The organism is Bacillus infantis (assembly GCF_050107595.1).
Lineage (GTDB): Bacteria > Bacillota > Bacilli > Bacillales > Cytobacillaceae > Bacillus_AB > Bacillus_AB infantis_C.
Map to the genome: position 1 here is coordinate 45333 of NZ_JBNILH010000004.1, position 23425 is coordinate 68757.

At 46.5% G+C, this 23425-nt stretch carries 26 protein-coding genes and 1 pseudogene; 7 read left to right on the forward strand and 20 right to left on the reverse strand.

The genetic code is table 11. From position 1 onward, the window contains the following. The first annotated feature begins 3 nt into the window (after positions 1-3). Positions 4-780, forward strand: a complete 777-nt coding sequence (locus ACQCVH_RS09510) for a cobalamin-binding protein (protein WP_426835469.1) — start codon at positions 4-6, stop codon at positions 778-780. A gap of 260 nt (positions 781-1040) precedes the next feature. On the opposite strand, the gene ACQCVH_RS09515 is transcribed toward ACQCVH_RS09510, so the two are convergent. The 5 genes from ACQCVH_RS09515 to ACQCVH_RS09535 form a co-directional block, all read right to left on the reverse strand. Beyond that, positions 1041-1751 (reverse strand): 3D domain-containing protein, encoded by a 711-nt coding sequence (locus tag ACQCVH_RS09515; protein ID WP_426835470.1) that lies wholly within the window; start codon positions 1749-1751, stop codon positions 1041-1043. Positions 1752-2018: 267 nt separating this feature from the next. Further along, a complete protein-coding gene (locus ACQCVH_RS09520) occupies positions 2019-2336 on the reverse strand; it encodes a YuiB family protein (protein ID WP_426835815.1) in 318 nt (105 codons plus the stop codon). Between the two features lie 178 nt (positions 2337-2514). Continuing rightward, positions 2515-2640 (reverse strand): YuiA family protein, encoded by a 126-nt coding sequence (locus ACQCVH_RS09525; protein WP_187445873.1) that lies wholly within the window; start codon positions 2638-2640, stop codon positions 2515-2517. A 153-nt stretch (positions 2641-2793) separates the two neighbouring features. Further along, on the reverse strand, positions 2794-3279 hold the full coding sequence (locus tag ACQCVH_RS09530) for an NUDIX domain-containing protein (RefSeq protein ID WP_426835471.1): 486 nt from the start codon (positions 3277-3279) through the stop codon (positions 2794-2796). 109 nt (positions 3280-3388) lie between these two features. Further along, a complete protein-coding gene (locus ACQCVH_RS09535) occupies positions 3389-4606 on the reverse strand; it encodes an NAD(P)/FAD-dependent oxidoreductase (RefSeq protein ID WP_224904693.1) in 1218 nt (405 codons plus the stop codon). A 357-nt stretch (positions 4607-4963) separates the two neighbouring features. Here ACQCVH_RS09535 and ACQCVH_RS09540 point away from each other — a divergent pair, with 357 nt between their 5' ends. After that, complete coding sequence (locus ACQCVH_RS09540) at positions 4964-5962, forward strand: NAD(P)/FAD-dependent oxidoreductase (RefSeq protein ID WP_426835472.1); 999 nt, start codon at positions 4964-4966, stop codon at positions 5960-5962. Between the two features lie 58 nt (positions 5963-6020). Here ACQCVH_RS09540 and ACQCVH_RS09545 read toward each other — a convergent pair whose 3' ends face one another. The 3 genes from ACQCVH_RS09545 to ACQCVH_RS09555 all read right to left on the reverse strand — a co-directional run bounded on the left by ACQCVH_RS09545 (position 6021) and on the right by ACQCVH_RS09555 (position 7528). Then, positions 6021-6239: a hypothetical protein gene (locus ACQCVH_RS09545; protein WP_426835473.1), complete on the reverse strand. Its 219-nt coding sequence runs from the start codon at positions 6237-6239 to the stop codon at positions 6021-6023. A gap of 132 nt (positions 6240-6371) precedes the next feature. Continuing rightward, the gene (locus ACQCVH_RS09550; RefSeq protein WP_426835474.1) at positions 6372-7058 is read right to left on the reverse strand and encodes a hypothetical protein; all 687 of its coding nucleotides are present in this window, start codon (positions 7056-7058) and stop codon (positions 6372-6374) included. A 104-nt stretch (positions 7059-7162) separates the two neighbouring features. Further along, the gene (locus ACQCVH_RS09555) at positions 7163-7528 is read right to left on the reverse strand and encodes a HesB/IscA family protein (protein WP_224904699.1); all 366 of its coding nucleotides are present in this window, start codon (positions 7526-7528) and stop codon (positions 7163-7165) included. 187 nt (positions 7529-7715) lie between these two features. On the opposite strand from ACQCVH_RS09555, the gene ACQCVH_RS09560 reads away from it, so the two are divergent. Beyond that, a complete protein-coding gene (locus ACQCVH_RS09560; RefSeq protein ID WP_426835475.1) occupies positions 7716-8417 on the forward strand; it encodes a DUF2225 domain-containing protein in 702 nt (233 codons plus the stop codon). Between the two features lie 57 nt (positions 8418-8474). Here the strand turns inward: ACQCVH_RS09560 and ACQCVH_RS09565 are convergent, their stop codons facing one another. Further along, entirely contained in the window at positions 8475-8714 is a 240-nt protein-coding gene (locus tag ACQCVH_RS09565; protein WP_009791437.1) for a YuzB family protein, read from the reverse strand. 346 nt (positions 8715-9060) lie between these two features. On the opposite strand from ACQCVH_RS09565, the gene ACQCVH_RS09570 reads away from it, so the two are divergent. Beyond that, positions 9061-10128: an NAD(P)/FAD-dependent oxidoreductase gene (locus ACQCVH_RS09570; protein WP_426835476.1), complete on the forward strand. Its 1068-nt coding sequence runs from the start codon at positions 9061-9063 to the stop codon at positions 10126-10128. 291 nt (positions 10129-10419) lie between these two features. Here the strand turns inward: ACQCVH_RS09570 and ACQCVH_RS09575 are convergent, their stop codons facing one another. Continuing rightward, positions 10420-10749, reverse strand: coding sequence for a YuzD family protein (locus tag ACQCVH_RS09575; protein WP_426835477.1), 330 nt, complete (start codon positions 10747-10749; stop codon positions 10420-10422). 168 nt (positions 10750-10917) lie between these two features. Here ACQCVH_RS09575 and ACQCVH_RS09580 point away from each other — a divergent pair. Continuing rightward, positions 10918-11130, forward strand: a pseudogene (locus ACQCVH_RS09580) (NifU family protein); the annotation flags it as partial. Between the two features lie 76 nt (positions 11131-11206). Here the strand turns inward: ACQCVH_RS09580 and thrB are convergent. The 6 genes from thrB to yutH all read right to left on the reverse strand — a co-directional run bounded on the left by thrB (position 11207) and on the right by yutH (position 17239). Further along, positions 11207-12124 carry a homoserine kinase gene (gene thrB, locus ACQCVH_RS09585; RefSeq protein WP_426835478.1) on the reverse strand — a complete coding sequence of 306 codons (918 nt, stop codon included), beginning with the start codon at positions 12122-12124 and terminating at the stop codon, positions 11207-11209. After that, on the reverse strand, positions 12121-13182 hold the full coding sequence (gene thrC / locus ACQCVH_RS09590) for a threonine synthase (RefSeq protein WP_426835480.1): 1062 nt from the start codon (positions 13180-13182) through the stop codon (positions 12121-12123). The genes thrB and thrC overlap by 4 nt, the downstream gene beginning before the upstream one ends. After that, a complete protein-coding gene (locus ACQCVH_RS09595; protein ID WP_426835481.1) occupies positions 13182-14477 on the reverse strand; it encodes a homoserine dehydrogenase in 1296 nt (431 codons plus the stop codon). The genes thrC and ACQCVH_RS09595 overlap by 1 nt, the downstream gene beginning before the upstream one ends. Positions 14478-14776: 299 nt before the next feature. Next, on the reverse strand, positions 14777-15040 hold the full coding sequence (locus tag ACQCVH_RS09600) for a hypothetical protein (RefSeq protein WP_426835482.1): 264 nt from the start codon (positions 15038-15040) through the stop codon (positions 14777-14779). A gap of 118 nt (positions 15041-15158) precedes the next feature. Then, the gene (locus ACQCVH_RS09605) at positions 15159-16124 is read right to left on the reverse strand and encodes a 2-hydroxyacid dehydrogenase (protein WP_426835483.1); all 966 of its coding nucleotides are present in this window, start codon (positions 16122-16124) and stop codon (positions 15159-15161) included. A gap of 110 nt (positions 16125-16234) precedes the next feature. Continuing rightward, on the reverse strand, positions 16235-17239 hold the full coding sequence (yutH, locus tag ACQCVH_RS09610) for a spore coat putative kinase YutH (protein WP_426835484.1): 1005 nt from the start codon (positions 17237-17239) through the stop codon (positions 16235-16237). 199 nt (positions 17240-17438) lie between these two features. On the opposite strand from yutH, the gene ACQCVH_RS09615 reads away from it, so the two are divergent. Together ACQCVH_RS09615 and ACQCVH_RS09620 are read left to right on the forward strand one after the other, a co-directional pair. Next, the gene (locus tag ACQCVH_RS09615) at positions 17439-17945 is read left to right on the forward strand and encodes a phosphatidylglycerophosphatase A family protein (protein ID WP_426835485.1); all 507 of its coding nucleotides are present in this window, start codon (positions 17439-17441) and stop codon (positions 17943-17945) included. Between the two features lie 733 nt (positions 17946-18678). Continuing rightward, positions 18679-19281: a kinase gene (locus ACQCVH_RS09620; protein ID WP_426835486.1), complete on the forward strand. Its 603-nt coding sequence runs from the start codon at positions 18679-18681 to the stop codon at positions 19279-19281. Positions 19282-19443: 162 nt separating this feature from the next. Here ACQCVH_RS09620 and ACQCVH_RS09625 read toward each other — a convergent pair whose 3' ends face one another. The 4 genes from ACQCVH_RS09625 to ACQCVH_RS09640 all read right to left on the reverse strand — a co-directional run bounded on the left by ACQCVH_RS09625 (position 19444) and on the right by ACQCVH_RS09640 (position 23416). Beyond that, positions 19444-20325, reverse strand: a complete 882-nt coding sequence (locus ACQCVH_RS09625; protein ID WP_426835487.1) for a peptidylprolyl isomerase — start codon at positions 20323-20325, stop codon at positions 19444-19446. Between the two features lie 68 nt (positions 20326-20393). Beyond that, complete coding sequence (locus ACQCVH_RS09630; RefSeq protein WP_426835488.1) at positions 20394-21623, reverse strand: S1C family serine protease; 1230 nt, start codon at positions 21621-21623, stop codon at positions 20394-20396. Between the two features lie 394 nt (positions 21624-22017). After that, positions 22018-22782 carry a TIGR01457 family HAD-type hydrolase gene (locus ACQCVH_RS09635; protein ID WP_426835489.1) on the reverse strand — a complete coding sequence of 255 codons (765 nt, stop codon included), beginning with the start codon at positions 22780-22782 and terminating at the stop codon, positions 22018-22020. A gap of 196 nt (positions 22783-22978) precedes the next feature. Then, a complete protein-coding gene (locus ACQCVH_RS09640; RefSeq protein WP_426835490.1) occupies positions 22979-23416 on the reverse strand; it encodes a DUF86 domain-containing protein in 438 nt (145 codons plus the stop codon). Positions 23417-23425 lie beyond the last annotated feature (9 nt).

Consider the following 23425-nt stretch of genomic DNA (forward strand, 5'->3'; position numbering starts at 1 on the left):
TTTATGAGAATAGTATCTATCTGCCCCAGCAACACTGAAGTTATGGCTTACCTGGGCTTGACGCATCTTCTGGTCGGAATCGATGACTATTCTGACTGGCCGGAGGAAGTGCTTCACCTTCCAAGACTCGGGCCTGATTTATCAATTGATATGGATAAGGTCGAGGCGCTGAAGCCTGATCTCGTACTCGCATCCTTGAGTGTGCCGGGGATGGAGAAAAATATCGGGGAATTAAAGAAAAGAAATTTGCCTTTCATCACGCTTAATCCCCAAAGCCTTGAGGATATCGCCCGGGATCTGGGGACAGCAGCCGAAGCTATCGGACATCCTGAATTGGGTGAAAAGGCAGCCGGGGAATTCAGGATGAAAATTAAAAGCCTGAAGGAAAAAGCGGCAGGCGCCCGGCACAGGCCCTCACTCTACTGGGAATGGTGGCCAAAGCCGGTTTTCACCCCAGGAAGCATCAACTGGCTCACTGAGATCAGCGAGCTTGCCGGCGCTGTCAATCTGTTCAGGGATGTGGAGCTTGCCAGCGTCCAGACAGATTGGGAGGACGTCCTCCGCCGCCATCCTGATTATATTTGCCTGGCATGGGTAGGTGTCCGCAAAGAGAAGGTAAAGCCGGAAATTGTCATGAAAAGGCCAGGATGGAAGGAACTTGAGGCAGTCAAGCAGGAAAGAATCCTTGTGCTGGAGGAAGAACTGTATTGCCGCCCTTCCCCGCGCCTGATTGAAGGTGCGGAAAAGCTCGCCCGGATGCTCCATCCGGAATGCTTTTAAAGTGATAAGAAGAGGGAGGCCGAATAATTGGCCTCCCTCTTTTTTGGTTTATGCTGTCTTTTGCTAATATTTGCGTGTTCTTGAATTTATTTGCGACTCCCGGTTTTTATTTGAAACTTTCCCGATATATTTGCGACTGCCGCATTTCGTTATTTTCCAGCTCCAAAGCCTAGCCCCTCGAGTCACAAGCCAAAAGGGGCCAGAGGTAAAGAACACTTCCGTCCTGCTCGTCGGGTCTTAGCAAGGCTTCTCCGCTTTTCTTATTCCTCCACAGTCTTATACTGGTGGCGGAATACCTGCATGGATTCGTTTTCGTTCAGGGCGCTTAGTTCTTCTTCAGTGAGAGTTCCGTCTCCCTCTTCAATCACATAGACATCAATCGTTTTCTTGCCCCAGCTGCTATAGACGTCTTCGACGGTTTCATAATACAGGTCAAGCTTATTTCCCTTGATTGCGCCGCCTTTATCGGCGACGACTCCGTATCCATAGCCGGGGATGAACAGGATGGTGCCGATTGGAAAAACGTTAAGATCTGCGGCCACTGTGGAATACAGGTCGCGTTTTACTTTGACGCCAGAATATGTAATGCCAAAGGACGGGTGCCCCGGATTCTTTCCTGTTGATTCATAATAGGCCGTATAACCGGTCGCCACTACAGATTTGGCGGGGTATTCTGACCAATTGAATGCTTCTTCCAATGACCGCGGCCCGGCAGTAACCGCCTCCGCTGAGGAGATCAGTTCATTCGCTTCCAGCCTCGGAAGATATTTGTAGGCAAGTCCCATTGTTTTATATGTATGGTCTAAGAAAGCAGAATCTTCCATTTCAGCTGCTGCTCCGCCGCCTTCGTACTGATAGGCCTCATGGGTTTTAGCGCCTACTCCGGATATCGATTGAAAGGTGGTAAGCAGTGCCCCTAAAAATAAAACTGACATAATGATTCGCTTTGTCCATTTTTTTAGTCTATTCATATGATAATTCACTCCTCCCAAGTTAATCATTTCCCAACTTTAGAAAAAGTATTCCTGGGAGGAATTGAATTAAGGCCATGACGGGGCATTCTGTCAAGAAGCCAAATCCCCATGAAGCCAGCTGTATCAAGGTTTAATATAGAAAGTCTATTTCCCCAAAAAAAATTATAAATTTTATGTTTCAGATGTAGTTTAACCGCTATTGCCAGCTTTTTATTTATGAAGAAGCCAAAATAAAAACACTCCCGATATGGGAATGCTTTTACATTAAAACATTCTGTAGCCCTTGCTCCTCAGCATTTTAATCGTAATTCCGGCTGCGACCGCACCGGCCATCCCGCTGCTTAAGATCAGGACATCAGCCATGGCAAGCTCAGACAAAAGCCTTCCCAGCTCAGGAAATGCTTCACTGCTGTTGGTGAAATACTCTATGAAACGAACCTGGTCAACAATCAGGATTGCGATGATTGGATAAATAATGGCCATGATCCAGGACATTCTAAGCAGCATATTCAATATAAAACCGATTCCAAAAAATAAAACGAAGAATAGCAGCATTGAAATTGGCAACACAAAAATCGTCATCTGCACAGGCAGTACCCCCTTAAAACATCACTTTTAAGTGTACTGAATGGCCGAAGGGTAGTCAATTTTAATTTTGTGAACACTTTTTAACAACCATACCTGCACCTGTCCTAAATTCCTCATCTTGCTGAAGGCTATTCACGCCATGGAAAAACCCTGCCCTCAGCAGGGTTTTCTTTTATCCTTTCTTTTTGCCGGAACCGTTGCAGCAGGTGCATGTTTCAGAGCCGCCTAATAAAAGCTGGAAATAGCCCTTCCCTGAACAATAGTCGCATTCTTTGGTTTCATATGTCGTTGCTGCCATCCTGCTCATCCCCTTTTCACACTGAATTTTCTGATAATATATCAAGGATAAAGGAAAATGGAAAGCTTCAAATTGGCCGGAAAAGCCCTGCTGTAAACGCATACATGTAAGATTATCTTACAATATCTAATGATTTCTAATAATTTCTGAAAATTATAAAAATAGTTTATAAGCGGAGTATCCAAAGTGGTCACCAGGATTTACACCGTCTATCAGCTGTTTGGCGGCCCCGTCTTTAAGTTCTGTCAGATACTTGAGTAGAACAGAGGCATCTTTATGTACTGCTGCTTCTCCCGGGTCCATATACTGCACACCCATCAGCTCGCTTTCCTGGACAGTGATGCTCTGGCCTTTTTCAGGCTCCATAAGAAAAAGAATCATATTGTCGCTTATCTCACCGCGGATCACACCAGTCCTCAACCCTATCATGCCGACCGGCCTGCTTGCAATGCCCGTTTCTTCTTTTACTTCCCTTACAGCTGCTTCATCCGCAGTCTCCCCGGGGTTGACAAACCCTGCAGGCAGCGACCATTTGCCCTTCAGCCCGCCGTACTTTTTTTTAACTAAAAGCCACTCTCCCTCCGGTGAAACGACCAAGCCTGAAACAGCAAGCCACACCTTGCCTCGTTTACTCTCCATTACTGTCATGCCCCCCATGCATACTTTTCTTTCTATTGTAGCAGAGCTCTCTGCTCTCTTTGGTTTCTGGACACAAAAATACCGGGGAAATGATCCCCGGCTGTTTATATTAAAAGATATTGAATTTGCCTTTTTTCAGGACTAGCCCAGGTCCGCCAATCATGAAGAGGGCACGGTTGTCGATCATCTTCTTCATGAAGGAAGCCTTTGATCCTACCAATTTCTTGCCGAAAGCAACACCGATGGCGTCGTCTTCGCCCAATGAGCATACAGTACCTTTGATATCAGGTGTGAAAGTCTCAAGCTCACCCTTATTGCGGATAAGAGCAACAATATTGCGCGCGCATACCTCTCCCTGCTGCATGGCGATTTGAGCAGTAGGAGGATAAGGGCGGTTGATTTCTTCATTGATGATCAATGAGCAGTCGCCGATAATGAAAAGATCTTCATGGCCAGGAACCCTTAGGTCAGGCTGAACCTTTACGCGTCCGCGCATCGCTTCAATGCCGGAGTTTTCGATGATGGAGTTGCCGCGAACACCTGCAGCCCATACAACTGTGCCTGCTTTGATATGCTCAACTTCTTCGTCGCCTTTTCCGACTGTGATTCCATCTTCATTGCATTCTTTGATGGCAGTGCCAATCAGGAATTGAACACCTTTTTTCTCCAGGTGGGAGACTGCATAGTTGACAAGCTCAGGGTCAAAGCCAGGAAGGACCGTAGGGGCAGCTTCGACACAGATGATCTTAACCTTGCTGTAATCCACATCATATTCCTTGCACAGCTCAGGGACTCTGTTTGCCAGCTCGCCAAGGAATTCAATGCCTGTGAAGCCGGCGCCGCCGACTACAATTGTCAGCCTTTCATCCTTTTTCTCCACCTCAGTATTGTAAGTGGCAAATTGATATTCAATATGCTCGCGGATCTGTCTTGCGGCATTCACATTTATAATAGAGAAAGCATGTACATCCAGGCCTTTGATGCCGAATGTTTCCGGCTCTGCACCAAGGGAAACGACCAAGTAGTCATATGTTACTTCGCCTTCCTCCAGGATTACCTTCTTTTCTTCAGTTTTGATTTCAACAGCAGTACCTTGGACAAATTCGATTTTGTTTCGGTCAATGACATTTTTAACATCATAGCGAACACGATCGTGATGAAGGGTACCTGCAGAAGCTTCATGCAGCCAAGTCGTTTCATAGTGATAGTCATTCTTGTTCACTAGTACAATTTCTGCTTCATTCACTCCAACCTGCTTTTGCAAACGGGTTGCCACCATCAGTCCGCCGTATCCGGCACCTAGAATTACTATTTTTGGCTTTTTCAAAGCGTATCACTTCCACCTTTATTAGTATTTTCGAAAACTCTTCTGCTTTTTCTTATCTTCCACTGCTTTATGAGTTTTTATTTTATAAGTTCAAGAAAAAGTTTGTGATATTCTTCACGAAGCAGAGCAAAAAAATGTCCGAAATTTGTCACAAAGTATATGTCTATAATACATAATATTCTTTTTCCAACTGTTTTTCAAGGTAAAAAGTACGAATATATCCTATTGAGAAAATTAAGATTTTTACGGAATTTTTCTCATTATTCCAACAACTTTCAGTTCTGCTATGTGAGGTTTTTCATTATTTATGGTATGATGAAGGCTAGAAATGTTACTACATATGTTGAGGTGATTAGTGTGAAGGAAGATCAGACAATCTACGATATAACGATTATCGGCGGAGGGCCTGTCGGGCTGTTCACCGCTTTTTACGGCGGCATGAGGCAGGCTTCTGTTAAAATAATTGAAAGCCTTCCCCAGCTTGGCGGGCAGCTGTCAGCTCTTTATCCGGAGAAATACATATACGATGTAGCCGGTTTCCCGAAGGTGCGGGCACAGGAGCTCGTGGATAATTTGAAAGAGCAGATGAAGAAATTTGAACCGACGGTTTCGCTTGAACAGTCGGTTGAAAAGCTCGAAAAACAGCCGGACGGCATTTTCAAGCTAACCACCAACAAAGAAATCCACTATACAAAGACGGTCATCATCACGGCTGGTAATGGTGCATTCCAGCCGCGCCGCCTTGAGCTTGACTCGGCTCCGCAATACGAGGGCAAGAACCTTCATTACTTCATTGATGACCTGAACCATTTCTCCGGCAAGAAAGTGGTTGTATTCGGAGGAGGCGATTCAGCGGTGGACTGGGCCCTGATGCTTGAGCCTATCGCAGAGAATGTGAAGATCATCCACCGGCGGGACAAGTTCCGCGCCCATGAGCACAGTGTAGAAAATCTTCATAATTCAAAGGTTGAAATCAAGACACCTTTTGTTCCTGCCGAACTGATCGGCAATGAAACGGGCATTTCCCAGGTGATCATCCAGGATGCCAAAGGGGAAGAAAAAGAAGCCATTGATGTTGATGCCGTCATCGTCAACTACGGTTTTGTCTCATCGCTTGGCCCGATTAAAGAGTGGGGCCTTGAAATTGAAAAAAATAATATAGTCGTCAACAGCAAAATGGAGACAAATATCCCGGGCGTTTACGCCGCCGGCGATATCTGTACCTATGACGGCAAAGTGAAGCTGATCGCTTCCGGTTTTGGAGAAGCGCCGACTGCAGTAAACAATGCAAAGGCCCTTATTGATCCTAAGGCACGTGTACAGCCTCTGCACAGTACATCTATGTTCGACAAGTAAATTTCATATGGCAAAGCCCGCAGAAGGTATACTTCTGCGGGCTTTGTTAAATTCATGATTAGCGGCGTCTGCAGCATTTTTTGCCATTATCATCATCTTCAGCTGCATTGAGAAGATCATTGATCAGGCAGCGTCGTACAGCACGGCAGAATTCTTCACCTTTAATGAATGCTTTAACGTTTACTTTAAAGTTTTCGTCAAAAGCCCCTGCTACATCATCACGTTTTCTGCGGCGGCGATTGGCTCCTGCTACATTATCATCACCATAATAACCCATTGTTTCACCCCCTTTGCTGTGGGATATAATGCATCTTATGCAAAGGGGAGACAAGCTGTAAGGTACGAATACCCTCTCACTAAAAAATGTTCTTTTAACCATATAATGGGTAGTGCAGCGAATGATGCTATTCTAATAAATTCCGCAGGAAGAAAGGATTGACCGGCTATCTGTCCCCGCAGCAAACCAGGCTGCTGCATCCCCTTTTTCCCCAGGGCGGTTCCATGCTGCCATAAAATGAACCTGGCAAAGTTCACCCTTCCTTATTTCGGGAATCGGGACCGCAATTCCATTCGGCAGGTATTGTACTATTTGGTGCTGGGAAATTTCATCCTCAGCATTGAAGTGATCCGGCATCATTTCCTGTATTCCTGCCCTGTGGACTAAGACGGTTCCATCCTCTGTGCCCATAGTAAGAATCCATTTACCATACTCCCAAGTCATCGCCTCGAGCCTTTCACCGCTGTCCGGCCACCCATCGCTCCCCTTTGGTCCCATCTCAGCTTGAAAAACACAGCCCCTTAAATCATGACGGGCTCTCAGCCGCCAAACAGCAGCAGCTGCTTTTTCAATTTTCATATGGGATGGAATCTTGACGGCAGGCTCGCATATTAGAAGCTCAGCTATGTATTCCTTATGTGAATACCTCAGTAAGAGTTCTCCATGCTCCAGCTGAAGGCAGGAAGGTTTGCTCTGGCAGCTGGATGGGGTATGCCCATTGATTTGCAGGTCAAATGAAATGTTCCCTGCCGGTGTCAGGATCATTGGGCTGCACACAAACTCGCACTCAGACTCCTTCGTGTATTGAAAAAGATTCATTCCCCTTCCCCCGCTTTTCTATTTTCATGTAAAAAACGCTTCCCGATAAGCTCGATTGAGATCAGGAAGCGTTCTGTAGGGTGTATGGTCTTACAATTAAATAATCAGCAATTTTCAGGTGTCCCTGCATTCTTAGCGGTCCTGAACGAAGAACCGCAGCCGCAGGAAGCGATGGCATTAGGATTGTCAATCGTGAAGCCCCCGCCCATCATGGATTGCTTATAGTCAATCTTTGTGCCATTAAGGATTGCAGCATCTTCCTTGCTAACAAGGATTTGCAGGCCATGCAGCTCGAACTGGGCATCATTTTCTTCAACTTCATGTGCGAATCCCATGCCATATGACAATCCGCTGCAGCCCCCGCCTTTTACAGCAACGCGCAGGTATGCATTTTCCTCTTCATTTTGCTTCATCATATCTTTAATTTGAAAAGCCGCAGCTTCAGTAATTTCAACAATTTGGTTTTCCATTTTAAATCCTCCTTAATCTTGAGGTTTTTACTCTTATATATATAGTATATACAGACTTTAAGCGGGACTCAACTGAGCAGGCTTCATTTTTAAAGCCCTTTTATCAAATCCCTTGCACCATTAGAACTTTTTGCCTAAAAACCTCTGCTGTTTATGGTATAATAAACCTAATATTTTATAAGGGAAGGTGAGAAAATTGGCCGTACTAGAGCCATTGTATGGAAAAAGCTTCAGCTGCCCTGTATGCAGGAACAACTTTACAAGCCAGAAGGTCCGTTCCCGCTTTGTAAAAATCAAAGGCTATGACACTGATTTTCTTCCTTTTTATGACTCAGATGAAAACAACCCAATATTCTATTACATACAAGTATGTCCTCAATGCGGCTTTTCGTTTTCCGAGGAGTTCAGCCCTTATTTCCCACCGGGTTCAAAAGAACAGATTGATGAAAAGATCACCAGCCAATGGAAGCCCAGGGACTTTGGCAGGAAAAGGAGCCGGAACGAAGCCATCCAGACATACAAGCTGGCTGTCTACTCAGCACTTCTGAAAAAGGAAAAGCATGTGTCAATCGCCGGATTGTATATGCGGATTGCCTGGCTGTACAGAAATGCCGGAGAGAAGACACAGGAACAGCGCTTTATGAAACTGGCTGCCCATGAATATGTGGAATCCTATTCAAGCGGTGATTACCAGGGAACGCAGATCTCTGAAACCAGGCTTTTTTACCTCATTGCCGAGCTTTCAAGGAAAACAGGCAGCGATGAGCAGGCGGTGAAGTTTTTCTCCAAGGTGCTAGAGCAGCAGAGCCGTTCGCTTGAGCCGGGGATCATTGATATGGCAAGAGAGCGCTGGCATGAAATGAGGGAAACCAGAAGGCAGACCTGCTGATGATGTTTGCTCCTGCAATAAAAGCAAAAAGGCCGCATTGATATGCGGCCTTTTATATTAAAACATTGGATTTTCATCCAGGAATTGATATATGTTTTCCACCAGTTCTTCCGGCGTCTCTCCTGTAACAACCTCGCCGTTCACCAGGGCATATAAAGAGCTTGCACATTTTCCGCAGTACCCAAGGCAGCCATACTCAATCACATCCAGGTCCGGGTCCTTTTCAAGGATTTCCAGAGCCTTTTGTGCACCGCTAGCCAGGTTGCTGATGCAAAATTCTATGATTGGCTGAATCATATCTATTCACCTCTCTACTAATTGTTAATCGTACTTGGTTTCAGGCTAAAACGCAAGCAAAGGCAAACAGTCCTGCACATATTAAGCCCTGTATTATCATTAATGAATGATTAAAGGGCATATAATGTCGACTTTTGCCTTGATTATTCAGATATGTGTTGTGATTTAGCCATAATTTCGTTATACTTTTTATGTTGTTTCATGAATTTTCTTGTGAATTAATATTCTAATTGTTTTGCTAATATAATAATGTAAACGTTTAACTCTTATTCAGTCATTGTGTTTTCTATTATTTTAATATATTACTATAGCTGCTTACATACTGGACAAAAGGGGAAATTTGGTTATGAAAAATCTTGTCATACTAGGCGGAGGATATGGCGGCATGAGAGCCCTTGCCCGTCTGCTGCCGAACTCATTGCCGGAAGATACAAGCATTACACTGATTGACCGGGTGCCATACCACTGCCTTAAAACTGAATATTATGCGCTGGCAGCAGGAACGATCTCTGATCAGCACGTACGGGTTGCTTTCCCTGAGCATCCGCGCCTTAAGATCAAATACGGAGAAATTTCCGGGATCGACCTTGAAAAAAAGCAGGTCAACCTGGCAAATGAAAAGCCTGTTTCCTATGACGACCTTATCATCGGACTTGGATGCGAGGATAAGTACCACAATGTCCCAGGTGCAGATGTACACACCTACAGCATCCAGACAATTGAAAAATCACGCCGCACATACGAAACATTAAACAACCTTTCGCCGGGATCTGTCGTTGCCATCGTTGGGGCAGGACTGAGCGGAGTTGAGCTGGCATCTGAGCTGAATGAAAGCCGGCCGGATCTGAAGGTAAAGCTGTTTGACAGAGGAAATCATATTCTTTCCGCTTTCCCGGAAAGATTGAGCACTTATGTGGAAAACTGGTTTGACAATCACGGAGTTGAAATCATTAATAATTCCAACATCACCCGTGTAGAGGAAAACATCCTTTATAACCATGACGAGCCCCTGCAGTGCGATGCCATTGTATGGACAGCAGGCATCCAGCCAAGCAAGGTTGTCCGCGACTTGCCGGTGGAAAAAGATGGGCAGGGCCGTGTCGTGCTTACCAAGCATCATAACATTCCCGGCAATGAGCATGTGTATGTTGTAGGAGACTGTGCCAGCCTGCCGCATGCACCAAGCGCACAGCTTGCCGAAGGCCAGGCAGAACAGATTGTCCAGATCCTCCTGAAGCGCTGGAAAGGCGAGGAGCTGCCGGAATCCCTGCCGGTGATCAAGCTAAAAGGCGTCCTGGGCTCACTCGGTAAAAAGCATGGCTTCGGCCTTGTCGCCGAAAGGCCAATCACAGGCCGGGTTGCCAGACTGCTTAAATCCGGGATACTTTGGATGTATAAATATCATAATGGCTGACCAAGCATGGCAAAGGAGTACGGATTGAAGCATCCGTACTCCTTTTTAATTTAAATATAGATGTGTAAAGCTTACCTTTATTTATGGATTTGAAAAGTGCCACAAAGTGCCAAACCCCTGCAAATAATTGAAGTACACGGCACGCAGACTCCCGGGGGGAATTAGCGGCAGGCTGAGATCCCGCAGAAGGTACCAGGAGGAGGCTCAGCGCCGCAAAGCGAAGTGCCTGGAACGGAAATCAACAGCCCCCTTTTAGGAAGATATCCTGCATGGATTGGAGGATTCCCCCATTCATGAGACTGGCGTATAACCGTAATCCTCCATCTTGGCGAAAATAGTTTTCAGCTTCGGGTTGCCCTCGCCGACCACCTCATCGCCGATCAAAACGACCGGATAAAACATATCCTCCTCAATCACCCGTATCGCAAAGTCCCTCTTTGCCTCATCATCAGGAGGATTATGTATATCCACATAACTGATGGAAAAAGGCTGATCAGCAAACTTCCGGCTGACCGCAGCCTCCAGCCATTCATACGTCTCTTTAGATGATGGCAGATTCACACAGCTTGGGCATAACTGCTCTGCCCCGTAAACAATGATTTCAACTGACTTTCTGTCCATTTTTTCCACCCCTTTATGTCTATTTTACCTGATGGAAGTTTAATAATCATGTAGAAAAAAATTAACGATTATTGGATTTGAGGATTGGGGAATAGATTTTTAGCTCGACAGTGATTATAATAAGTAGTAGGAAAGGAGTCGATTTTAATGGAACAAGATATCATATCAGATGTTCAGGAAGTATTAGATAAATTGCGTCCGTTTCTTCTTCGCGATGGAGGAGACTGTGAATTGGTTGATGTAGAAGATGGCATCGTTAAGCTTCGTTTGCTTGGAGCGTGCGGCAGCTGCCCTAGTTCAACCATTACTTTAAAAGCAGGGATTGAACGTGCCCTTTTAGAAGAAGTTCCAGGAGTCGTAGAAGTAGAACAGGTATTCTAAGAAATTCCAATAATAAAGCGATCACGCCTCCGGCGGATCGCTTTTTTTATGGAATCGGATGCCGCCTCTGCACATATTAGCGGCCGGAAACTGCATGCCTGGATACTGTACTGCCCTTTTGATCAATGGCTAAGCGAAGCACGTCCATCTGCGGCAGCATCCTGCTGAGCCCTTCAGCAGCTTCATCTCCCTTTTCAGGTGAGCAGAAACAGACCACTGCAGGCCCCGCTCCGCTCAGGGCGGTTCCGAAGACCCCAAGAGCTGCTGCTTTCTCTTCGATTATGGCAAGATGGGGAACAATCTTTCTTCTGTAGGGCTGGTGATACTGATCTTTATGCATCATCCTCCCCGCCAGCTCATAATCTCCCTGAAAAAGGGCGGCAATGAGGAGATTGGCTGCAGCGCCGGCCTGGACCGACTCTTGATGGGTCAAGCTTGCCGGCAGGGCGCCCCTCGATTCTTTCGTCAGCAGCTCCTCCTGGGGAACGGCTGCCAGGACCTCAAAGGCAAGTTCATGGAAAGCGGCTGCCTGCACCTCTTCCCCCGCTTGATAGCCAATCACCAGCCCGCCAAAGAGGGAAGCGCCCACATTGTCCGGATGCCCCTCCATCCGGGCTGCGAGGGACAGCTTTTCATGCCGGGAAAGGTCTAATCCGCATAACGAATCAGCCAGCTCGATTCCGGCGACAATCGCTGCTCCGCTCGAGCCAAGCCCCCTTGCCAGGGGGATGTCGCTTTTTACCCTTAAAATACAGGGCGGTAGATCCGCAGAATAATATTCGGCTGCCATCTTTGCAGCCTGGACGATCAAATGCCTTCCGTCCCTCGGGAACCCCTCCAGGCAGCTGCTTTCCGGTACAACCTCCCATTGGCCCCCACGCTCCGCTTCGACCGTCAAATATAAACTCAGGGCAAGGCCGACAGAATCAAAGCCAGGCCCAAGATTGGCCGTACTTGCAGGCACCCTGACAGTAAGCATTTCTCCCTCCATCATGTATGCACGGCTCCCCTGATATGGCCGGCGACCGCTTCAAGCTCGTTCGGCAGAAGGACCGGTTTCACAAGGCTTGTATCGATTGCTGTGTTCGGGTCTTTCAGCCCGTTCCCTGTCAGTACTGCAACAACTCGGCTCCCATGCGGTATTTCCCCCTGGCGCAGCTTTTTATAGATGCCGGCAAGCGATGCACAGGAAGCCGGCTCTGCAAATATGCCCTCTAAAGCTGCAAGCTTACGGTATGCCCCAAGGATTTCTGTATCGCTGACCTCATCGATTTTCCCTTCTGACTCGTCCCTCGCATCCACGGCCAGCTGCCAGCTTGCCGGGTTTCCAATCCTGATTGCGGTAGCGATCGTTTCGGGCTCTGCAAAGACTCTGTCATGGACAATGGCTGCCGCCCCTTCCGCCTCAAAGCCAAACATCCGGGGAAGGCCAGTCCGTTTTGTGCGATTGTACTCTTTAAAGCCTTTCCAGTAGGCGCTGATATTGCCGGCATTTCCTACAGGGATTGCGAGAATGTCAGGCGCACTCCCAAGCTGGTCGCAAATTTCGAAGGCAGCCGTTTTTTGCCCTTCCAGCCTGTATGGATTAACAGAATTCACAAGAGTCACCGGCTCCGTTTCGCTGATGCTGCGCACCATGGCAAGCGCCTCGTCAAAATTGCCTTCAATTGATATGATCTCCGCTCCGTACATGATTGCCTGTGCAAGCTTGCCCATGGCAATCTTGCCTTCAGGTATGACAACAATGCATCTCATGCCAGCCCTTGCCGCATATGCTGCCGCTGCGGCAGATGTATTTCCTGTTGATGCACAAATGACCGTACTGCTGCCCGCTTCCTTTGCTTTGGCAACAGCCATGACCATGCCGCGGTCCTTGAATGATCCGGTCGGATTGCTGCCCTCAGTTTTTACATACAGATCGATCCCCCACTCCTGGGATATCCGGTTCAGCTGGATGAGCGGTGTATTGCCTTCATTAAGAGAGAGCATAGGTGTTTCATCATTAACTGGCAGATATTCCTTGTAGGCAGACAAGAGTCCATTCCAGCGCATCAGCTTCCACTCCCCTCTACTCTGTATGAGCTCTCAATCGTTTTAACAGCAGGCAGGTCCTCTAAGCTGGACAGGATATCCTCATAATCCTTCAAAGAAGATTGATGGGTGACGAGAACAATTTCGGCCAGCCCCTTTTCTTCCACAGGCAGCTGCAGTATTTTTTCAAGACTGACGGAATGCTTTGAAAAAATCGATGTCAATTCACCGAAGACACCCACTTCATCTTTGACATGAAGCCGCAGGAAGTATTTAGAGTAAATCTCGGACGGATCTTTAAGCTTCTTAGGATACTGCGGACTGACAGCGCTCTTCCCGTTCACGCCAAGCCTCAGATTCTTCATAACACCGACAAGGTCCGATACAACTGCTGTAGCAGTCGGCAGGCTGCCTGCACCCGGTCCGTAAAACATCGTTTCGCCAACCGCTTCTCCGTATACATAAACCGCATTATACTCATTATTCACCCCGGCAAGCGGATGGGATTCTGCCAAAAGCGCCGGCTGCACGCTGACCTCCACCTTCTCCCCTTCACGGTGGGCAATGCCGATCAGCTTCATCGTATAGCCCAGCTGCTTTCCGTACTGCAGATCCTCTTCCGTTACCCCGGTGATGCCTTTTACTTTCACATCGTCCAGATCAACTTTCATCGAGAAGCCGAGTGTGGCAAGGATCGCCATTTTTCTTGCAGCATCCAGCCCCTCCACATCTGAGGTCGGGTCGCTTTCGGCATACCCCAGCTCCTGGGCCTCTTTCAGCACATCTTCATAAGCGCTGCCGTCCTGGCTCATCTTCGTTAAAATAAAATTGGTTGTCCCATTAACGATGCCCATCATTTTGGTGATCCGGTCAGAGGCCAATCCGTCTGCAAGCCCTCTTAAAATAGGGATTCCCCCGGCAACACTGGCTTCATAAAACAAATCGCAGCCATTTTCAGAAGCAGCAGTCAAAAGCTCTGAACCGTACAATGCCATTAAATCTTTATTGGCTGTTACAATATGCTTTTTATTGGCAAGCGCCTTAAGGAGATGCTTCCTTGTATCCTCAATCCCCCCCATGACCTCAATGATGATATCGATATCCGGATCATCAATGATCTCTTCCGGGCTTCCTGTGAGCAGAGTGGCTTCAACATCCACTTCGCGCTGCTTATTCAGATCCTGCACCAGCACTTTTTTTACCTCAACCGGACAGCCTACCTGATGCATCAGCTTATCCTGGTGATTTTTAATGATTTTCACAACACCCGATCCGACAGTTCCCAATCCTAACAATCCAACTGAAATAGCTTCCACTCTTTATCCCCCTCACCATTGTTCTTTTAAGGTGTACATTTGTATTTATATAGTAGACATTATAGAATTTGGCAGATAATTTTACAATAGTAAATATTCAGAATTATTTTTGTGGAATCGCTTACTGTATTGGGGGAGTATGTATTGGCAGGTTTTAAATTTTTTCTGTGTGGGGATAAAATGGCGGCTGCGATCGGGCTCTTAATTTGATTAGTGGAGGTATACATTAACGGAAAAAACAAAAACCTGAAGGGATGCGATCCTGCCAGGGATACATGACATGTGCGTATTTCCCTCTGTCATGTATCCAGTCGCTCTTCCGGGATACATGACTCATGCGTTTTTCTCTCTTTCATGTATTCAGTGGCTTTTCCGAGATACATGACACATGCATTTTTCTCTCTGTCATGTATCCAGTGCTTTTCCGGGATACACGGCTCATGCGTTTTTCTCTCTATCATGTACTCGGGTGCTTTTCCAGGATACATAACATATTCGTTTTTCTCTCTTTCATGTATGGGGCTCTTCCGGGACACACGACTTTCAGAATCCAAGCCTGTCATTTACTCCTGAAACTCCTTTAGATACACCAGCTTGCCTCTCCGCCAAAGCGCTATCCCAGCAACAGCATCTCTACACTAAGCAAGGGCCCGGGGAAAATGCCGGGCCCTCATCCAATATTCACATATGTACCGCCGTTTTTGCCTGCTTGCCTGATAAAACAAGATCGATGTTTTCGGCACAAAGCCTTGCCATCTCCATTCTTGTTTCCGTGCTGGAGCTGCCGATATGCGGAAGGGCGACAACATTCGGCAGGCTGAGGAGGGGATGGTCCTTGCCAATCGGTTCTTTTACAAAGACGTCAAGTCCGGCTCCGCTGATCTCCCCATCAGCAAGAGCCCGGTAAAGCGCCTCTTCATCCACAATGGCGCCGCGGCCTGCATTGATGAAAATCGCGGAATTCTTCATTCTGCGGAAGGCCTCTTCAGTGAAAAGATTTTTCGTCGAGTCGTTCAGCGGTGCAAGGCAAACAACATAATCCGACTGCTCGCACAGCTCCTCGAATGAAGCGTAGACAGCACCGAGACTTTCTTCCGCCTCCGGTCTTCTTGACCTGTTATGGTAAAGGATGTTCATATCAAAGCCTTTTGCCCGCTTTGCCACAGCTTGGCCGATATTCCCCATTCCAACAATCCCTATAGTCTTATGATGGATATCCTGGCCGGCAAGAAGGAGCGGACTCCAGCTCTTCCATTTCCCTTCTTTCACATATTCTGCGCTTTCCGTGATCCTCCGGGCAGCCGCCATTAATAAAGCAAACGTCAGATCGGCTGTAGTATCGGTAAGCACATCAGGGGTATTCGCCACAGTGATCCCTTTTTCCGCTGCAGCCTTCACATCAATATTGTCATAACCGACTGCCAGGTTGGCTACAACCTTCAATCGGCGCGCTTCTGCAAGCAAATCACCATCTATGGAATCTGAAAGCATCGTAAGGAGTGCTGATGCCTCTTTAGCCTTTTCCCTGAGGACTTCAGCCGGGACAGGAATGTCTTCCTTATCCCACATCTCCACTTGATAATGTTCTTTTAAGCCTGCAATCGTTTCTTCCGGCAGCTTTCTTGTAATATACACTCTATCCTTCATAAATCACGAGCCTCCCAGCAGTTGCCATAAAAATTAGTACCCCCTCATTATAAAAGGAAGAAATGGCAATTCAAAGGAAAAGCCCTTTCAAAGCCCTGCTGAGTCCGCTATCATTTCAGCCAGTCTACAGGAGGGAGTTTCATTTTGGCAGCAGGGACTTCTGCCATCTCAAAAAACTTTCCCAGAAACTCTTCATGGTCGCCTGTATGCTGCAGGAAACGGCCCAGCTGCTCTTCAGAGAGATGCCTTTGATGCTCTGTCGGATTCCCATAATAATTCTCAATGCATTCAAAATAGTGAAGCGGGAACAGGAGGCGTGCATACAGCAGCCGCCATGAAAAAGAAGTCAGAGGCTCCACCGTCTGATACTCCTTCAGGTACTGGGAAAGCCCCGGCTGGTAGGTTTTAATATTCCGGAAGTACCTTTCTCTCGACCATTCTGCCAGATCGCGGCTTGCATGATCAAATACCCAATCAAACGGGCTTTTGATCAGATAGTCATTACTTCCCCATGTGGAGGAAACAAAACGCTCATGGCAGACAGTCCCGCTGTCCGCAGGCCCCGGCTCATCATCCAGCTCCGCATCGGCCAGATATTGGATGGAGTTTTCAGCAAGGCCCATATAGTAAGGGAAGGTCTCCAGGAACATCCGGTCCAGTTCATGCTCCGGCTGCTGAAAAAGCATGGTATTCCAAACCTTCTCCATCTGATCCAGCCTCTTTTCCCAGAGCTGCTTCCACTGCCCGATCCTGCTTGTCCGTGTGATCGGTGAGGAAATAAGCCTGCCGCGATAATGGAATTTGGCAAGCTTCCTGCCGGACTGATAGCCTTTTCGCGGCTGGGCATTCGGGCACTCCAATACACAATAGCTCTTTTGCTCCCATACACTTGAATGCTTACCTTCGGATGTCTGCAGGAACGTGCTTACCGTCTTATCGCCGGTTTGCTGCAGGTGGCTGGCGATCAGGCTAAGCTCCGCCAGATCCTCTTCCTCCAGGCCAACCTCCATCGGAATATAAAGCTGGTTATCCTTTTTAAACGCCTCATGCAGACCAATCCTCAATTCTTCCTCCGCCTGTATGCCAAAATGTTGCTTAAGCATTTGCCTGAGCATAGAAACACCTCTTCATTCGCTAAGTGGCTTATACCTCATTTATATGTGCCCGCCGCTAAAACTTGTTTGTTTCTTGCATAACCCATGCCTTCCGGGAAAAAATGAAGTAGACAGGCCAGAAGAGCCGCATGTCCTGTTTAGGTATATTTGCGGCTATGCCGGTATATACATTAGAAAAAAACAAGAAAAGGTGAGGCAAATGTCTGAAGAACAAAAAGAAGTTGTTGACCTGACAGAACAGACAGCGCGCAGATGGCTGCTTGAAAGAGGGGTAACCATACAGGATATCGCAGATTTAGTTTTCTTTCTTCAGGAAAAGTACCACCCGAATCTTGAAATGAAGGACTGCCTTCACAATGTCGAGCGCGTCCTATCCAAAAGGGAAGTCCAGAACGCCATCCTGACCGGGATTCAGCTTGACATGCTCGGCGAAAAAGGAATGCTTGACCAGCCACTCCAAAAAATCATTGAAACCGATGAAAGCCTCTACGGCGTCGACGAAGTACTTGCTTTCTCAATCGTCAATGTCTATGGCAGCATCGGCTTTACCAACTATGGATATATCGATAAACTGAAGCCTGGCATCCTGAAAGACTTGAACGATAAATCCTCCGGAAAATGCCACACCTTCCTCGATGACATCGTCGGCGCCATCGCAGCCGCCGCCTCCAGCCGCTTAGCTCATGGGGCTGCAAAGGTGGAATAGAAGCTGCGAAAACACAGCTCTCTGTTGAGTAACGGGTTTACTTTAGGGGTGCAAACTTTGTAAAACATATAGGGAAAACGCACTTGGATTCTCAGTGCGTTTTTTTATTGATTTTTTAATAGGCTGGCGATTTTAGTAAATGACTGGGTATAAAATAATTATTAGGAGGGTGTGTGAATAATTGGTGATATAGTTAGTGGATTATTTTAATATGGAAAATAAGCGGAGATTTTACCGTTAACCACCAGAATAGAGCTTGACTCGGGATAATTAAGCGGAGTTTTTCCGCTTAAGTAAAGAAAAATCACCCATTTTGAGGCTTTTCGAGTAGATAGCCGAAATTTTTCCGTCTATTTAAGCAACTTCTAGGGCTATTAGAAAATTAAGCGGAATTTCTCCGCTTAATTTTTTCAAACCTCACCTTAATCAACAGCCCCCTTTTACAACAAAAACTCTTCTAAGAAACCTCTATCTTCCAAATTCAAGAATTTGCCCAAAACACTGTTGATTGGAATGCAAGGCACGCAGACTCCTGCGGGAAATAGCGGAAATGTTGAGACCCCACAGCACGCAGCGCGTAGAGGCTCAACTTCGCCCCGCGGATAGCGAAGTGCCTGCATCGCAAATCAACAGCCCCCTTTAAAAGCCTGTACTTTTTATGGAAAAAAATGTACAGAACAAATATTCCATGCTACGATTTCAGAGAGATAACAAGATACTGGAGGAACAGAAAATGAATATGAAACCGCTGAAGCAAGCCCTCATACAGGGACTCCAGCACGACCGGTTCATCCTCGGAATAGACGGACTGAGCCGCTCAGGAAAAACCACACTCGTCAATAGGCTCAAACAATGGCTGCAGACAGAAGAATATCCCGCAATCATCTTTCATCTGGATGATTATATAGAAGACCGGAAAAAAAGATATAACACAGGAAACGAAGAATGGTACGAATACTACACCCTTCAATGGGATGCGGAATACCTGAAGCAGGAACTGTTTTCAAAGGTACATACAGTAAAAGAACTTACCTTAAGAGTGTACGATGAACAAAAGGACAGCCATTTCCTTAAAAAGACCAGCATCCCCCAAAAATGCCTTATCATCATCGAAGGCGTTTTTCTGCAGCGTCCCGAATGGAAAAGCCATCTTGATTATATCGTTTACCTGGACTGTCCTAGGGAGACAAGATTCAAACGCGAAAAAGAAGCCACCAGACAAAAAGTGGACAAATTCAATAACAGATACTGGAAGGCCGAAGATCATTATTTAGAAACTATCCGGCCTCATGAAGGGGCAGAAATGGTCATCAGCCAGCCCATGCAGCCCGTTTAAACATACACAAAAGCCTGATAGACTGTCTATCAGGCCTTGTCCAGGACAATTTCTCTTATTTATTCGGGCAGCAGCTGCCTTATATCCCCAAATCGGAATCCAAGCTCTTTCGCTTTCCTGTGGGCTACTATCCAGGAATTAGGGGGGAGGCTGGTCCAAATCTTAGGCATTCATATTTTTCTCGATTTTATATTCTTCCTTTTTCTCTTCAAGCCAGTTGTAATACTCAGTCTGCATCCTTTCGTCAAACAGCGCCTTTTTTGCTGCTACTTTGCTGTCTTCGTATACAGCTTCTTTTGCTTCCTTTTTATCTTCTACTTTGATGATATGGTAGCCGTAATCAGTTTTGACCGGATCGCTTATTTCATTTGCTTTTAATGAGAACGCAGCTTCCTCAAACGCGGCCTCCATCTCTCCCTTTCCGAAATAGCCGAGCTCTCCGCCTGATTCGGCATTAGAAGCATCGGTGGAGTATTCTTTTGCCAGATCAGCAAAATCCTCTCCTTTGTCCAGCTTGGATTTGACTTCTTTTGCTGCCGCTTCATCTTCTACAAGGATATGGCTTGCTTTTACCTGCTCCTGCTGGGCAAACTGGTCTTTATTTTCATCAAAATAAGCTTTAATCTCCTCTTCTTTTAAATCAATTCGCGGCTCAAGAAGCTTTTCTGTTTTTAAGTATTTTTCAATGTCCTCTGCTATGCCGGCTTCTGTAACACCGCTTTGCTCAAGAGCAGCTTTGAAGCCCTCCTCGCCGCCATATGATTCTTTCAGATCTTTCAGCTCTTCTTCCTTTTCCTTGTCGCTTATTGTTATTTTTTCCTTATTTGCTTCCATTTCAATGATCTTGTCCGTTACAAGCGCGTCCAGGGCCTCATTTCCATATTGCTTGACCAGCAGGCTGTAAAGCTCTTCTTTCTTAATATTTTCGCCGCCCACGCTTGCTACGGCCGGCTCCTTTGAAAAAAAGAAGGCAGCAGTACCTGCAGCTGCCAAAATAAGCACCAATATCCCTAACCCTATTTTCTTTGTTAAAAACCCCATCATAACTTCCTTTCCAGTCTGTTATTTAAAATGTCCGCCGGCAAAGGCCGGTGAGGGATCTATTCTCCCTTTTAATCTGTAATTGTTTTAGTCCCCAATTCCATGGTAATATTCATTTTTTCCCCATTTCGGTAGAGTGACAGCTCTGCTTTATCGCCTGTTTTCAGCTTGGTATACAGATATTTCCTAAAGTCATCCGGACTGCCAACCTCTGTATCATTAATGGAAACAATCACGTCTCCCGTTTTCAGGCCTGCCTTGGCTGCAGCAGATTCAGGATCTATATTGGCAATGAATGCTCCTTTGGAGACATTCTGCGGCAGGTTTTGCAGATAACCTTGAGGAACTTCCTGAAGACCGGCAAGACCGACCCCTGCATAAGGGCGTTCCACTTTGCCATTTGCCATTATTTCCTCCACTATCGGCTGAAGATCATTTGAAGGAATGGCGAAACCAAGGCCTTCTACCCCGCTTTCGGAGATTTTCAGGCTGTTGATTCCGATTACTTCACCTGCAGTATTTATCAGTGCCCCGCCGCTGTTCCCCGGATTGATTGCTGCATCAGTCTGGATGACATTCATATCCCAGCTGCCGGCAGATGTATCAACAGAGATTGAGCGGTCCACCGCACTGACAATCCCCTGTGTGACTGTTCTTGAAAGGTCGAGTCCGAGCGGGTTTCCTATCGCGAGCACCTGGTCACCAGGCCTCAGCTTGGAAGAATCTCCAAAGCCCAGCAGGTTATCGGCATACTTATCATCCATCCTTAATACAGCCAAATCTGTCAGTGCATCTGCTCCAACCAGCTCTGCCGTTGTTTTCTGGCCGTCATGCAGGGAAATATCAATCTTGCTGGCCCCCTCGACAACATGGTTGTTTGTCAGGATATAGGCGCTGCCATTCTCTTTTTTAAATATAACACCTGAGCCTGAACCGCTTTCTACCGTCTGGCTGGTGTTTGAAAATTGATTGGTTCGATTCTCCGACTTTACGATTCCGACAATCGCTTTTGATGCACCTTCGACTATATCAGCAAGAGAGCCGTCTGTATGAGCACTTGTCTTCTCAGGAATGATGCCTGTATTATTGGCATTAGCTGAGCTGGATGCCTGTCCTCCTGACACGTCCTGGCTTGCGGCTGCCTGAGGAAGCTGGTCCCTGATATAATCCGTGTAAGGAGCTGCATATAATGTCAGAGCGGAACCGATCACCCCTGCTGCGACAACTGAAAATATCCCCTTGCCCTTTCTTTGTTTTGGTTTTGTTTCTTCATGGTTATATTTATTGCTGGAATCCATCATTCTGAATCCTCCTAATATGTTAATTAAGCTTTTGCTTACTTTTATATTACCGGGCAAATATGACCAAACTGTTACCAAATTGGGAAGGGATACAGAAGAATATGGGAAGAAATAATGCACGAACAAAAGCGCAAATGCCTTGATCACCCTTAAGGAACGCAGACTAAGGACGCCACGTCCTGTGGCAGCGTCTGCATGAGCCCCATCCTGGGGGCCTCAAGACGAACCTCCCGGAAAGGCGTTCTTTGCCTTTTTGGGAGGTTTGGCTTGTGACCTCGGCGCAGCTGCTGGACGTTGATCAAGAATTGATGATGATCCACAAGACTTACAATTTATAAATTCCTTAACAAAAAAAGACCGCAGAATCTCTGCAGCCCATTCTTTTATGCCTATATTAAAGCTTCCATTGGTCGAGCGAATCCATGACATATGTCGGCTTCTCTTTATAACCTTCGAGCAGTTCCTTTGTAGTCACGCCTGTATGGACAAGAAGGGTGTCCATCCCCGCATTCATTCCTGCCAGAATGTCGGTATCATAGTTGTCGCCAACCATCAATGTCTCTTCTTTACTGGTGCCAATTACCTTTAATGCCTGCTCCATGATGATTGATTCCGGCTTGCCGATGAACAGGGGTTCGATTTGAGTCGAAACGGTGATCACAGAGGTGATAGATCCGTTGCCTGGAAGAAAGCCTCTTTCGGTCGGGAGTGCGATATCGCCATTGGTGGAGATGAATTTTGCGCCCCTGCGCACTGCCAGGCATCCGATGGCAAGCTTCTCATAGTTGATTGAACGGTCGATCCCCACAACCACATAATCTGCATCTTCATTTGCAAACGAAAGGCCCTCTTCTTCAATCGCCGTGCGGATCCCTTCCTCCCCGATAACATATACAGAGGCATCCTTTTTTTCTTCTGCAATGAAGCTTGCTGTTGCCATGCTTGTCGTAAAGACCTGCTCTTCTTCAGCAGGGATGTCAAAATCCCTCAGCTTCGCGGCAACCTGCTGGGGAGTGCGGGAAGAGTTATTGGTCACGAACAGATAAGGAATACTTCTTTCCTTAAGCTTTTTGACGAAATCAGCGGCTTCCTGGATCAATTCTGTTCCACGGTACATAGTCCCATCCAAATCAATTAAATAGCCTTTATAATCCTTCAAAATATCCAACTCCTGCCTGTGATTGCCTCATTCATTTTTTGTTTTGCCCCTGTTTAAAAATAAAAATGCAAAAAAAGCCCTTTTCCAAGAGCCTTTTTTGACTAGCATCTTATTCTGCCAAGGCCAAAAACATAAGGTCCTGGCTTTAAGTATATAGGAAAAGCCTTTTCCCTCCAAAGGATTCAGCTTCCTCCGGTCAGTTCTTAAAAGCCGATACCGGCCCAAGCTCATTAAGGATATAGGACCTTACAGCAGGGGCAAATCTTTTTATATCCTCCAAATGATCAGCAAAAGCCTTCTGCAGCTTCGCATGGCTGATGCTTGTATAGTTTTGGACCAGCTCCTTGCGGTATTGGATGATCGCTTTATAGCTGCCTGCCATCTCGCTTGAGATCACTTTTTCATCTTCAAGGATGTCCACAATATCTTCATAGCTGCCCGGATCCCTCATGATAAAGCCGTCTATCATGCTGTTGCCGACATCAAGGATCGCTTCAATCAGCAGATGGGAAACACGTTCCAATGCTGCCCGTTCAATCTCGCTGTCCCAATTGTCCTTTCCCTCGAAAAGGGCAGTTTGCTTTTCAAAAAATACGAGTATCTCCTCAATCTTTTCCCTGTCCACAAAATACATAAAGGTTCA

Bases quoted from the DNA above. Each gene is read 5' to 3' on its own strand.
- ACQCVH_RS09600 (WP_426835482.1), bottom strand. From the start codon at position 15,040: ATGACAGGCTTGGATTCTGAAAGTCGTGTGTCCCGGAAGAGCCCCATA.
- yutH (WP_426835484.1), bottom strand. From the start codon at position 17,239: ATGCTCAGGCAAATGCTTAAGCAACATTTTGGCATACAGGCGGAGGAA.
- ACQCVH_RS09510 (WP_426835469.1), top strand. From the start codon at position 4: ATGAGAATAGTATCTATCTGCCCCAGCAACACTGAAGTTATGGCTTAC.
- ACQCVH_RS09575 (WP_426835477.1), bottom strand. From the start codon at position 10,749: ATGGACAGAAAGTCAGTTGAAATCATTGTTTACGGGGCAGAGCAGTTA.
- ACQCVH_RS09525 (WP_187445873.1), bottom strand. From the start codon at position 2,640: ATGGCAGCAACGACATATGAAACCAAAGAATGCGACTATTGTTCAGGG.
- thrB (WP_426835478.1), bottom strand. From the start codon at position 12,124: ATGATGGAGGGAGAAATGCTTACTGTCAGGGTGCCTGCAAGTACGGCC.
- ACQCVH_RS09555 (WP_224904699.1), bottom strand. From the start codon at position 7,528: ATGGAAAACCAAATTGTTGAAATTACTGAAGCTGCGGCTTTTCAAATT.
- ACQCVH_RS09620 (WP_426835486.1), top strand. From the start codon at position 18,679: ATGAATATGAAACCGCTGAAGCAAGCCCTCATACAGGGACTCCAGCAC.
- ACQCVH_RS09550 (WP_426835474.1), bottom strand. From the start codon at position 7,058: ATGAATCTTTTTCAATACACGAAGGAGTCTGAGTGCGAGTTTGTGTGC.
- ACQCVH_RS09630 (WP_426835488.1), bottom strand. From the start codon at position 21,623: ATGATGGATTCCAGCAATAAATATAACCATGAAGAAACAAAACCAAAA.
- ACQCVH_RS09605 (WP_426835483.1), bottom strand. From the start codon at position 16,124: ATGAAGGATAGAGTGTATATTACAAGAAAGCTGCCGGAAGAAACGATT.
- thrC (WP_426835480.1), bottom strand. From the start codon at position 13,182: ATGCGCTGGAATGGACTCTTGTCTGCCTACAAGGAATATCTGCCAGTT.
- ACQCVH_RS09640 (WP_426835490.1), bottom strand. From the start codon at position 23,416: ATGTATTTTGTGGACAGGGAAAAGATTGAGGAGATACTCGTATTTTTT.
- ACQCVH_RS09515 (WP_426835470.1), bottom strand. From the start codon at position 1,751: ATGAATAGACTAAAAAAATGGACAAAGCGAATCATTATGTCAGTTTTA.
- ACQCVH_RS09520 (WP_426835815.1), bottom strand. From the start codon at position 2,336: ATGACGATTTTTGTGTTGCCAATTTCAATGCTGCTATTCTTCGTTTTA.
- ACQCVH_RS09565 (WP_009791437.1), bottom strand. From the start codon at position 8,714: ATGATTCAGCCAATCATAGAATTTTGCATCAGCAACCTGGCTAGCGGT.
- ACQCVH_RS09625 (WP_426835487.1), bottom strand. From the start codon at position 20,325: ATGATGGGGTTTTTAACAAAGAAAATAGGGTTAGGGATATTGGTGCTT.
- ACQCVH_RS09615 (WP_426835485.1), top strand. From the start codon at position 17,439: ATGTCTGAAGAACAAAAAGAAGTTGTTGACCTGACAGAACAGACAGCG.
- ACQCVH_RS09570 (WP_426835476.1), top strand. From the start codon at position 9,061: ATGAAAAATCTTGTCATACTAGGCGGAGGATATGGCGGCATGAGAGCC.
- ACQCVH_RS09545 (WP_426835473.1), bottom strand. From the start codon at position 6,239: ATGGGTTATTATGGTGATGATAATGTAGCAGGAGCCAATCGCCGCCGC.
- ACQCVH_RS09530 (WP_426835471.1), bottom strand. From the start codon at position 3,279: ATGGAGAGTAAACGAGGCAAGGTGTGGCTTGCTGTTTCAGGCTTGGTC.